Source organism: Sphingobacterium sp. UBA1897 (genome assembly GCF_002337775.1).
GTDB classification, from domain to species: Bacteria; Bacteroidota; Bacteroidia; order Sphingobacteriales; family Sphingobacteriaceae; genus Sphingobacterium; species Sphingobacterium siyangense.
The window spans coordinates 303,280-315,673 of sequence record NZ_DDGR01000018.1; the positions used below are offsets into that span (position 1 = coordinate 303,280).

7 protein-coding genes are annotated in these 12,394 nt (G+C 41.3%); all 7 read left to right on the forward strand.

Annotated features, from left to right (window positions below; all coding sequences use genetic code 11):
* Positions 1-344: 344 nt before the first annotated feature.
* The 7 genes from B4N43_RS09575 to murQ all read left to right on the forward strand — a co-directional run bounded on the left by B4N43_RS09575 (position 345) and on the right by murQ (position 12,386).
* Entirely contained in the window at positions 345-1,589 is a 1,245-nt protein-coding gene (locus B4N43_RS09575; protein ID WP_286734365.1) for an exo-beta-N-acetylmuramidase NamZ family protein, read from the forward strand.
* 51 nt (positions 1,590-1,640) lie between these two features.
* Entirely contained in the window at positions 1,641-5,096 is a 3,456-nt protein-coding gene (locus tag B4N43_RS09580; protein WP_286734368.1) for a SusC/RagA family TonB-linked outer membrane protein, read from the forward strand.
* 11 nt (positions 5,097-5,107) lie between these two features.
* The gene (locus tag B4N43_RS09585; protein WP_075994487.1) at positions 5,108-6,952 is read left to right on the forward strand and encodes a RagB/SusD family nutrient uptake outer membrane protein; all 1,845 of its coding nucleotides are present in this window, start codon (positions 5,108-5,110) and stop codon (positions 6,950-6,952) included.
* Between the two features lie 175 nt (positions 6,953-7,127).
* Positions 7,128-8,987 (forward strand): PQQ-binding-like beta-propeller repeat protein, encoded by a 1,860-nt coding sequence (locus B4N43_RS09590; RefSeq protein WP_286734371.1) that lies wholly within the window; start codon positions 7,128-7,130, stop codon positions 8,985-8,987.
* A gap of 42 nt (positions 8,988-9,029) precedes the next feature.
* The gene (locus B4N43_RS09595) at positions 9,030-10,856 is read left to right on the forward strand and encodes a glycoside hydrolase family 9 protein (RefSeq protein WP_286734373.1); all 1,827 of its coding nucleotides are present in this window, start codon (positions 9,030-9,032) and stop codon (positions 10,854-10,856) included.
* A gap of 50 nt (positions 10,857-10,906) precedes the next feature.
* Positions 10,907-11,551: a polysaccharide deacetylase family protein gene (locus B4N43_RS09600; protein ID WP_286734375.1), complete on the forward strand. Its 645-nt coding sequence runs from the start codon at positions 10,907-10,909 to the stop codon at positions 11,549-11,551.
* A 22-nt stretch (positions 11,552-11,573) separates the two neighbouring features.
* Positions 11,574-12,386, forward strand: coding sequence for an N-acetylmuramic acid 6-phosphate etherase (murQ, locus tag B4N43_RS09605; protein WP_088163216.1), 813 nt, complete (start codon positions 11,574-11,576; stop codon positions 12,384-12,386).
* The last annotated feature ends 8 nt before the right edge of the window (positions 12,387-12,394 follow it).

The following is a 12,394-nucleotide window of genomic DNA, read 5'->3' on the forward strand; positions in this document are numbered from 1 at the left end:
CTGCTGATTTGCTGTATTTTGCTGTGTTGTTAATGATGTGTTAATTGTATCTTATATGTTACAATATATTGTTATTTGTACACTTTCTATTTCTTTATCCTTTGTTTTGTTTTATAGTAAAGTTCTGATAATTAGCTTTTCATATTTTTTTTAAAACAAATTGTTTATTGTTTATTAATCAATTTTGACAGTTCTGTTTGCTTATTCTATAAGTGAACACTTACTTTCTTTTGCGTTTTTGTGACAAGTTTAGTTTTAAAAACGAAAAGTTCTACTTACTTTTATTCTGATTTTCAATTATTCATGCATAAAACTGCATTTATGCACGAGCTAAAAGTCTATTTATGATGAAAACTACCTTACTAAATTTGACCTTTTTGGTTGCGATTGTCACCTGTATTTCTTGTGGAAGTTCGTTGAAGTCTGCTCAGACTAATGAAAAAGTCGGAAACAGCATTTCTGGTAATGTAACGAACAAAGCTATTGTGCCAGGAGCAGATCAGTTAGCCTTGTATCTACCGCAATTAAAAGGTAAAAAAGTAGGGGTGATGGGGAATCAGACATCTATTGTTGGGCCGGATAAAAAACATCTCGTTGATGTTTTAATGGATAATAAAGTTGACTTAAAATTTGCCTTTGCTCCTGAGCATGGCTTCCGTGGTAATGTAGAGCGTGGCGAGAAGTTTGGAAATGATATTGATCAGAAAACAGGTTTACCACTATTTACATTATATGGTGGAAATAAGAAACAGGATTCGATTGTCAATTCCATCGATGTTATGATTTTCGATCTACAGGATGTCGGAGCGCGTTTTTACACTTATATCACTTCCTTACATCGTGTGATGGAGCTTTGTGCAAAGCATAACAAAAAATTAATTGTATTAGATCGCCCAAATCCGAATGGAGATCAGGTCGACGGTCCAGTAAGGCATGACGATAAGTTTAAATCCGATGTTTCTTGGCATAAAATAGCAATGATCCACGGTTTGACAATTGGTGAGTTGGCACAGATGATCAATGGGGAACACTGGTTGGAAAATGGTCGTCAGGCAGATGTGCAGGTTGTAAAAGTACAAAACTGGGATCACAAAACGATGTACGATTTGCCGGTAATTCCTTCACCAAGTCTACCCAATCAGCTTTCTGTACGATTGTATCTTTCATTATGCCTTTTCGAAGGAACTGATATTTCGGTAGGGCGTGGGACGGATTGGCCATTCCAGGTTTTGGGGTATACAAATCCGGTGTACGGCTCCTTTACGTTTACTCCGGGTGAACGTCATGGTATGTCCAAGCATGTGGAGGGGAAAGGTGCGACGAATTATGGTATAGATCTACGTGCCCTGGATCCTGAAAAGCAAAAATTCACACTAAAATATGTCCTGGATTTTTATCAAAAGACGCCTGATAAATCGACTTTCTTTGCGAGGCCTGAATTTTTTGACAAGCTCGCAGGCACTGATCAGTTGCGTAAGCAGATTCTTGCAGGTAAATCCGAGGCACAGATTCGCGCTTCCTGGTCGGATGACTTGAAAAACTATAAACAAATGCGTAAGAAGTATTTGTTATATACTGATTTTGAATAGCAATAACTAACAATATTAACTAGAATCATTTATTTTAAAACTCTATAATCAATGAGAAAATTTGTACTATTTTCTGTTGCTCTTGGATTGAGTTTTCCTTCTGAATCCTATTCTTTTACAAAAAAGGAAGGCTCTTTGAAGAACGTTAATTCAACAAGCGTTCTTTTAAGTTCTTCTGCAAAAAGTGCGGTTCAAAATACAGTGCAAGGTACTGTAACGGATGGAAAAGGTCCAGTCTCTGAAGTAAGCGTGTCTGTAATTGGTGGTAATGCATCAACGAAGACCGATGCGCAGGGGCATTTTAAAATTACAGCTGCCGTGGGGAGCAAGTTGCGTTTTTCATCCGTAGGTTATATTACACGAGAGGTTCCTGTGACTTCGAATTCGCTAAATGTAACTTTGGTTGATGATAATCAAACGTTGAATGAAGTCGTTGTTGTTGGATACGGTACGCAGAAAAAGAGTAACTTAACAGGTGCTGTTGCGTCAGTTAATATCAAAGAGACAATGCAAGGACGTCCTATTGCTGATGCAGGACGTGCCATGCAGGGTACGACACCAGGATTGAGTATCGTTATCCCGAGTGGAGAGGTGGGATCTGATCCAACGGTCAAAATTCGCGGTCAAATAGGTTCAATAACTGGATCCAATAATCCATTGATATTACTGGATAATGTGGAGATTCCGAGTATCAATATTGTGAATCCCGATGATATTGAATCTATTTCAGTTTTAAAGGATGCCGCAGCATCATCTATTTACGGAGCTAAAGCCGCGTATGGTGTTATTTTAATTACAACAAAACAGGGAGCTAAAACTGATCAGGTGTCAGTAAATTATTCTAATAATTTCTCCTTTCAAAACCCATTCAAGAAATACGAAATGGGGACGGTTGATGCGTTGAGATATTCGTTGGATGCAGCTTTGCGCGTTGGTAGCAATTTTACTGGAGCTTTCTATAAAATAAATGAAGAAAGTTATCAAAAATCGGTTGAATGGCAGGATAAATATGGTAGCTCGGTCGGTAAAGATGATCCAACGTTGTATGGACGTGACTGGTATTATGATCCTGCAACAGGTTATAAATATGGCGTACGTACGTATGATCCTTATGACTATATGGTTCGTGAATGGGCTCCTACACAACAACATAATTTATCGCTATCGGGTAAGTCAGGTAAAACTTCTTATAATGTAGGATTAGGGTTGCTTGATCAGTCTGGTATGTTGAAGACTAACACGGACAAGTTCTCGAGATATAATGCTTCAGTACGGGTTTCTCATGAGATTAACAAATACATTACAGCGAGGGCAGGAGCTATTTATTCCCGTACGAATAAACAATATCCGTATGCAACGAATTCGACAACAGCAGATCCATGGTTATATATGTACCGTTGGAGCTCGCTGTATCCGTTTGGAAATGATGGAGACGGGGACCCAATTCGTAGTCCAGCTTATGAGACTGGTGCGGCAAACGTGGCGAGCCAGTTAAAAAACTATATGAATTTCAATGGTGGTGCTACTGTAAATTTCACGAAGAATTGGAAATTGGATTTTGATTACACATTGACCAATCAGGAGATGATCTGGAATAAGCCGGGTACACGTTTTACGGCAGGCAATTCCTGGGGAAATCCAGTAGCGAAAAAGGATGCAAATGGAAACCAGATGTATGTCGATGCAAATGGAAGCTATGTGGACGCATCTGCTGCGGGAGCGATGGCTGCATATGATCTAGATTATTTCCAATATACAGCTGCAGGCTCTAATCCTGACCATTACCGTAAGGAAGATGAGAATTTCTTGCGCCATACGATCAATGCCTTCTCTACTTACAATTTGAGCTTGGATGGTGGGCATGAGTTTAAATTTATGGCAGGTTTAAACCGTGTCGCGGAACAAACTGAAAATTCTTGGACACAAATTACAAACCTGCTGGATATCAAGAATCCACAATTAACGTTTGGATCGGGAACAGTGACTGGTTCCGGTTATAAAAAATGGGAATCTCAGATTGGTTTTTTTGGCCGGGTGAACTATGCTTATAAGGATAAATATTTGTTTGAAGCAAATTTACGTCGTGATGGATCGTCTAAATTTCCGACAAGCTTGCGCTGGAAATGGTATCCGTCGTTCTCTGCAGGTTGGGTGGTATCGCAAGAATCTTTTATGGACTGGTCACGTGAGTTCGTAAATCAATTTAAAATCCGCGGTTCATGGGGCTCGATTGGAGATCAGGCTGTTCCGAACAATTTGTATACAAGTTATATGACGAATGCCCAATCTAACTGGATTAACAGCTCAGGAAATAAGGATTGGTATGTAGGATCTCCTGCCGCCGTTTTATCTCAGGTGGGCTGGCAAGATATCCAGACCTTGGATTTTGGACTTGACGCAAGATTCCTCAAGAATAAACTGGGGCTTGTATTTGATTGGTATCAACGCGATACTAAAAATATGCTAGTGCCGATGGAAGGTGTTGCTGCGACTTTTGGTGCTGAGGCTCCTAAAGGTAATTTTGGCGCTTTACGTACGAGAGGTTGGGAGCTAGCAGTTGATTTTAACCACCGTTTCGAAAATGGTTTGGGGATTAATCTACGTGCAAACGTATCGGATGCAAAATCTGTCATCACAGAATACGGTACAACAACTTTAGTGGATGGATACTATAACGGTAAGACATTCGGTGAAATTTGGGGTTATGAAACGGATCGTCTGTATCAAAAAAGTGATTTCGTTTATGAAAATGGAAAACTAGTTACGACAACCGTCAATGGTAAGACAATGAACAAGTTGTCTGATCCAAATGGAGCTTACCAATCTTGGGTTCAAAATTCATCTACCTTCCTTTATGGTCCCGGTGATGTTAAGTTTAAGGATTTAAACGGAGATGGTGCTATAGATAACGGAAAGGGGACAATTTCAGATCATGGTGACCTTTCTGTGATCGGTAATTCGACGCCGAGGTATGAATATGGATTTCGTTTAGGGGCTGATTTCAAGGGCTTTGACTTCTCTGCGTTCTTCCAAGGTGTAGGTAGCCGTCAAGTTTGGGGAAAAGGGTTCTTGGCACAGGCCGGCTTTAATGCATCAGATGGAGCAATGCCTGCAGTTATGTCTTCAGATTATTGGACTGAAAATAATACGGGCGCATTTTATCCAGCAGCATACAGCAACGGTGGAACAGACAATATTAATAATATGCAGATACAAAGTCGCTATTTGTTGGATATGTCCTATTTGCGTATTAAGAACTTAACCTTGGGTTACACTCTTCCGAAGGGAACGTTGAGTCGAATCGGAGTAAGCAATTTACGTATATACACTGCTTTGGAAAACTTCTTTACATGGGATAAACTTAATGGCTTGCCTATCGACCCTGAAGCTGTTGTTGGGGTGAATATGTTTGTTGATCAGAGCTTGAATAATTACAATAGTGGCCGTATTGGTGTTGGAACGCCAACGTTCAAATCTGCTTCTTTTGGCGTTCAATTGACATTTTAATTGAAATTATCATGAAAATTAAAACAAAATTCTTATATATATTATTAGGTTCCTCAATGGTGTTGTCAAGCTGTAACAGCTTGTTAGATCGCCCGTCTTTGGATCAGATTACAGATGGTTCGGGGCTTTATTGGAGGGATGAAAATGACCTGAGGTTATTTGCGAACGGTTTTTATACGCAATATTTCAACGGCTACAATAGTTCCTTTACGACGGATTATACGCCAGTAAGGGGGTATACCTTTTCAGACGATTTGACTTTTAGTGGTCAACAAGCTAATTTTGAAAATGCTATACCTGATACGCGTTCATCCACATCTGAAGTTGCGGCATGGCTTGATACGTATGCTGGTCCCACATGGAATTATTCGTGGGTTCGCAAATCCAATATTTTCTTGAATAGAATAGAGACTATTGCTAAGCCGAACTTAACCACGGCTCAATATAATCACTGGACTGCTGTTGCGAAATTCTTTAAAGCTTTTGAGTATTCGAGGTTGGTCTCTGTTTTCGGGGATGTTCCATATTTTGAATCTGAAGTAGCTGCTTCTGATTTTGATACGCAATATAAAGATCGTGATAATCGTGGTGTCGTGATGGATCATGTGTACGATGACTTTGTATATGTATTACAGAATATGAAAGCCGATGATGGTGCAAATGTGTTGAATAAGTATATTGCAGCGTCTTTTATATCACGTTTGATGTTGTTTGAAGGTTCTTGGCAGAAATACCACGGTCTTGATCAGGCAAGAGCAAAGAAATATTTGGAGCTTGCCCAAAGTGCAGCGGAGGTTGTTATGAGTTCAGGTAAGTATTCATTTACTGCTGATTTCAAAAGTTTGTTTTCTTCCCAGGATTTAGCGACCAACAAAGAAGTGATTATGTATCGTAAATACGATGCATCCGTTAGTGTGCTGCATGCAATCGGATCTTATCAAAATGGCGTTGAGGCACAGGCCACAGCTCCAAATTTAAAATTGATCAAGGAATTTATCTGTGTTGATGGTAAGCCTTATTCTTCATCATCACTCGCTAGTGCGACGGATTTTTCGTTAAGCAAGTTGGCGACCTCTCGTGACCCACGTTTTGAGGCTTCCTTTGATACGGATTTGAACTCCAAGGCTTCAACATTTGTCTATGGAACAAAGTATGTCGCTCGCAATGGTTATAAGATAACAAGTGCAAATCCTGATTATGCTAAGTGGAATTCAAATACCAATACATCAGACGCTCCTGTTATACGTTATGGAGAAGTTGTGTTAAACTGGATTGAAGCAAAGCAAATTTTAGCCGAAAACTTTGGTGGTGCAGCTGTTACACAAACAGATCTCGATAAGTCAATCAATGCAGTAAGAAATAGGCCGCTTGACGAGGTTGCTATAGCTAAAGGAGTGACAAAGACTGCGCCGTTACAGATTGGTTCAATTGCTAATGATCCAGCTAGAGATGCAGATGTAACACCGCTAATGTGGGAAATACGTCGTGAGCGCCGGATGGAATTCGTGTTTGAATACTCGCGATTGCTGGATTTAAAGAGATGGAAAAAGCTGGGTTATATGGACTTTTCGAAAAGTACGGATTATTTCACGGGAATTTGGGTTGATGTAGCAAAGCAGGCCCCGGATTTCTTAAAATCTAACTATGTTGGCGTCACCAAAGTGAGGAAAGCGGATGGAACCGTAGTGACTTATAATGGTTCTAATGCTGCCGATATGGTTGGTTTTATAGTGGTTCAAAATGCAGCAAATAGAAATGCCGTGGATGATAAATTTTATTTAGCTCCAGTGGGTAAAGCGCAAATTGTTGACTATGAGCAAAGAGGATATAAATTAACACAAACTAAAGGGTGGTAATTTAATCCACATATTATGAGGCCTTGTCTATGTTTTTAGACAAGGCTTTTTTATGTCCATGATAGCCGAGGCTGTCGAAAACAAACCTAAATCTATATCTAAAATACTTTGCATAAAAACGCATTTTTATTTTATTATTATGCATAAAAACGCTATTTTTAAGAAAACATTACGCATGAGGTTTCCAATTATTACCTTTTTTATTGCATTATCCTGCGTTTTTAACGTTGTGATGGCGCAGCAGTCCTTCAAATTTGCCCATGTAACAGACACGCATGTCGGTGGTGCAACAGGAGAGGAGGATTTGCGACGTACTGTAAAGGACCTGAATACATTGAAAGATATTGATTTCGTTATACTTTCTGGGGATATCACCGAGTTTGGCGCTGATCATGAGTTGAAGCTTGCAAAGCGCATCTTAGATAGTTTGCAGCTGCCTTGGTATGTGATTCCGGGAAATCACGATGGAAATTGGTCTGAAAATGGAGCCAATACATTTCGCACCGTTTTTGGTGGTGAAACCTTTTTCTTTAAGCATAAAGGTTACGCATTCATTGGAACCAATTCAGGACCAAATATGCGTATGAGCCCTGGTCAGATTCCTCGTGAGAACCTGGTCTGGATGGATTCCATTTTTGCAGCGAATCCGGATAATCAGTTGCCATTGATCTATATTAATCATTATCCACAGGATTCTTCGCTAAATAACTGGTTTGACGCATTAAAAAGAGTTAAAACGCGGAATGTTCAATTGGCGCTTTGCGGACATGGTCATGCCAATAAATTATACGATTGGGAAGGAATTCCGGGGGTAATGGGGCGGTCTAACCTGCGTGCGAATAAAGCGGTTGGCGGCTATAATATTGTGACCATCGCCGATGGTAAAGCGAGTTATCAGGAGCGTAATCCCGGTGTAGGGATGCAGGAGAAATCTTGGGTTGTTGTCCCTCTATTTAATCATCATTATGAAAATGAAACGGTAAGCTACCCGAGACCAAGTTATGCTGTGAATACCAAATATGCAGATCAGGTTAAAGTCAATTGGACGTTTGAAGATGCTAGTGATATTGGGGCGGGACTAGCTGTTTACAAAAATAGCGTGATTACATCAAATACCGCGGGCGATATCTTTGCGCTTGATTTAAAAACGGGTAAAAAGCTATGGGCATTCCGCACCGGTGGTAAAGTTTATTCTACGCCAGCTGTGTGGAAGGGGATTGTCGTGGCGGGATCATCGGATCATGCAATTTATGCGGTAGATGCCCGTAATGGCAAGTTGTTGTGGAAGGTACAGACTGAAAAGGCGGTTTTGGGTTCGCCCCTGCTACATAATGGCGTGGCTTTTATCGGTGGTTCGGATGGTAAGTTTAGCGCACTGGACATCAAGACTGGGGTTGTAAAATGGAGTTTTGATCAGGTCAAAGGATTTGTATCGACCCTGCCAACGTATTATTTGGGAAATGTAATTTTTGGCTCCTGGAGTAATGGATTCTATGCTTTGAATGTCAATACAGGTAAGCTGGCGTGGGAATGGAATAACGGACAGGCTAATCGGATGTTTTCAGCGGCGGCATGTAATCCGGTGGGGGTAAATAATCGTGTTTTTGTAGTTGCACCGGATCGTTTTATGACAGCACTGGATGCGAAAACGGGGGCGGTCATTTGGCGGGAAAAGAAAGATACCATTCGGGTGCGCGAGTCGATGGGGCTGGCTGCAGATCATAAATTGGTTTATGTGAAGACGATGGACGGCGATCTTTTAGGTATTTCAGTTGCTGGGAACAGCATGGATGTTGCCTGGAAGTCCAAGCTTAAATTGCCCTACGAATTGACGCCTTCTGCAATTACCTCCAATGGCAAGTTGGTATTTGTGCCGAGTCATTCGGGTTTGCTATCCGGGGTTGACGCAAAAACAGGCGCGGTAGTATGGCAATATAAAATATCCAATGGAATGGTTAATCCTGTAGCGCTAAATGGCAGAAATACGGTGATAGCGAGTACGATGGATGGCAAAATAGTTTCATTACAGTTTTAAGCAATCGATTGAATTGATCTTTTTGAAAATAAATGCCTTGATATGATAAAAAAATGTCTAAACTTCTTAAATTTACGTCAAGCTTTTTTGCTTGTTTTTGCATGTTTTGTTTGTAACTTTGCGAAAGCACAGCAAAATGCTTGGATTAGAATAAACCAATTGGGCTATACTCCGGCGGGCAAGAAGGTCGCGGTATGGGGCGGGAAATCAATCAGGCAGCTTCGTTCTTTTGAAATTAAAAATGCAGAAACGGGTAAAACAGTCTATGTGCATCCTGTTGGAAAAGATTATGGGGCTTATGGTCCTTTTGTTCAGAGCTTTCGTTTGGATTTCTCTTCTATGCAGGATACAGGACGCTTTTTTGTTCAGGCTGGAGATGTGAAGTCTCCAACATTCCGAATTGCTCGGGACGTTTACAAAGGAGCGGCAGATTTTGTACTGCGTTATATGCGGCAACAACGCACATTGTTTAACCCTTTTCTGAAAGATAGCTGCCATACACATGATGGATTTGCGCTTTATGCAGGAAAGGTTGGTATTCCCGATAGTTCCCATATCGATGCGGGTGGAGGTTGGCACGATGCTTCTGATTATTTGCAATATGCGACAACGTCGGCAAATGCGACATTTCATCTGCTAGCGGCTTACCGCGATTTTCCAAAGGTGTTTGGTGATCTAAAGCAAGCAAATGGTCTTGATGGAAAAAACGGTCGTGCCGATGTACTGGACGAAGCGAAATGGGGCTTGGATTGGTTGTTGAAAATGCATCCTAAAGCCAATCAAATGTACAATCAGATTGGTGACGACCGGGATCATGCAAGCATACGGATGCCAAAGGAAGATCCCTATTATGGTCGTGGATTTGAAAGACCGGTGTATTTTATCGATGGCGAACCACAACAGCGTGGTAAGTTTATGAATAATACGACGGGGACAAGCTCTACTGCTGGTAAATTTAGTAGTGCTTTTCGCCTGGGGGCGATGTTGTTTGATAAAGAGGATGGTAAATATGCAAAGCTGCTTTCGAAGAAATCGGAAACGGCCTATGCTTATGCCAATATAAAACCAGGCGTGACACAGACAGTTTCTGTGAAATCGCCTTATATTTATGCCGAAGATAATTGGGTGGACGATATGCAGTTGGCCGCTGCAATGGGGTTTTCGGTGACAAAAAAAGAAAAGTTTGCACGAGAAGCCTTAGGCTACGCACGGCAAGAAAAGATTACACCTTGGATGGTAAGCGATACTGCTGCACATTATCAGTGGTACCCTTTTATCAATCTTGGGCATTATGAGTTGGCAAAAGGATTAAAAGGACAAGATCGCGAGGAGATTGTTTCCTATTATAAACAGGGGATTGAGGAAGTCAATCGGAGAGCCGAAAAAAATGCATTTTTTCGCGGAGTTCCCTTTATCTGGTGTAGCAACAACTTAACGGTATCCTTTGCGATCCAATGTCTCTGGTATAAAGAATTGACGGGAGATGCACATTTTGATGAGCTGGCGCAAGCAAATTTTGACTGGTTATTTGGGACGAACCCTTGGGGCACGAGTATGGTATATGGTCTTCCATCTGGGGGCGATACACCTGTTGATCCGCATTCGGCGTTTACCTTTCTTGGAAAGCATCCGATCGATGGCGGTTTGGTTGATGGGCCCATTATGGCATCCACGTATCGCAATCTGATCGGTATCAAGTTGAATAATCCGGATAGCTATGCGGAGTTTCAAAGTGATTTGGCGGTCTATCATGACGACTACGGAGATTATAGTACGAATGAGCCAACAATGGATGGCACCGCTTCGTTGATTTATCTGTTGGCTTCAAAGGAGGGTAAGGCAATGGAGGAGCCGACCGGAAAAAAGTAACACGGGATGTTTTTGGGGCTATTGTCCGGGGCGACTCGACAAAGCGGCAGGTGGCTCTGGTGTTTACTGGTCATGATTTATCTGAAGGTACAGCTGAGATATTGACGAGTCTAAAACATAATGGCGTTAAAGGCTCTTTTTTCCTGACAGGTGATTATCTCAGAACGCCAGATTTTGAGCCGTATGTCCGTCAGATGTTAAACGATGGTCATATGGTTTCGGGGCATTCGGATAAACATCTTCTGGTGAGTGACTGGGGGAGTAGGGATGTTCTTTTGGTGAAGCGTGACTCTTTTGTCGCTGATCTAAAGGCAAATCTGAAAGCTCTGGAACGCGTGGGCGTTCAAAGAGAGCCGCTTTCCTATTATATTCCTTCTTATGAATGGTATAATAGTGAAACAGTCGATTGGGCAAAAGTAGTTGGTCTACATTCGATTAATTATACACCAGGAATACGGACTGCGGCTGATTATACTTATCCAGAAATGGGGGCTCGTTATGTATCGTCGGCAGCGATTCTCGACAATCTCTGGTCTTACGAAACTCGATATGGGCTCAATGGATTTCTGATATTGATTCACATGGGAACCGATGATCGTCGGAAAGATAAACTGTATCATCATTTGGATGATATCATTAGCATATTAAAGGGGAAAGGGTATCAACTTGTGGATGTGCCCGATTTATTGAAATAAAGAAATACAATATATACTAATAATGGTAAATACAACGGAGAAAGATTCGAATTATCAGGATTTAGACAAGATGTCTGTGCATGAGTTATTGACAAATATCAATAATGAGGATAAATCTGTGCCACTTGCTGTAGAGCAGGCTATCCCTCAGATTGAAGCATTGGTCAAAGTGACTGTGGAGAAAATGAAGGCTGGTGGTCGAACTTTTTATATCGGCGCTGGTACAAGTGGTCGTTTGGGCGTGTTGGATGCGTCAGAATTACCTCCGACTTACGGCGTTCCATTTGAATGGATCATTGGGTTGATTGCTGGTGGTGATACTGCAATTAGAAAAGCAGTTGAATTTGCAGAAGATGATCTGGAGCAAGCCTGGAAAGATATGGAAGCGTATGATATTGATGAAAACGATGTTGTTATCGGTATTGCGGCCTCTGGAACCACACCTTATGTTATTGGCGGATTAAAAACGGCAAACGAGAAAGGACTTGTGACGGGATGTATTGTCTGTAATGGGGGTTCTCCGATTGCTGAAGTAGCACAGTATCCGATTGAAGTTATTGTTGGGCCAGAATTTGTTACTGGGTCTACCCGGATGAAATCGGGTACAGCACAGAAACTTGTTTTAAATATGTTCAGTACTGCAGTGATGATCCAATTGGGTAGGGTAAAAGGGAATAAGATGGTCGATATGCAATTGTCAAACCATAAGCTGGTCGGTCGTGGTGTACGTATCATTATGGATCAAACCGGGGCGCTGGAAGAAGAGGCTGCGGCTTTACTTGAACAATTTGGTAATGTAAGACAGGCAATTGAAGCTTATCAGGCTACCCATTGAGTATAACC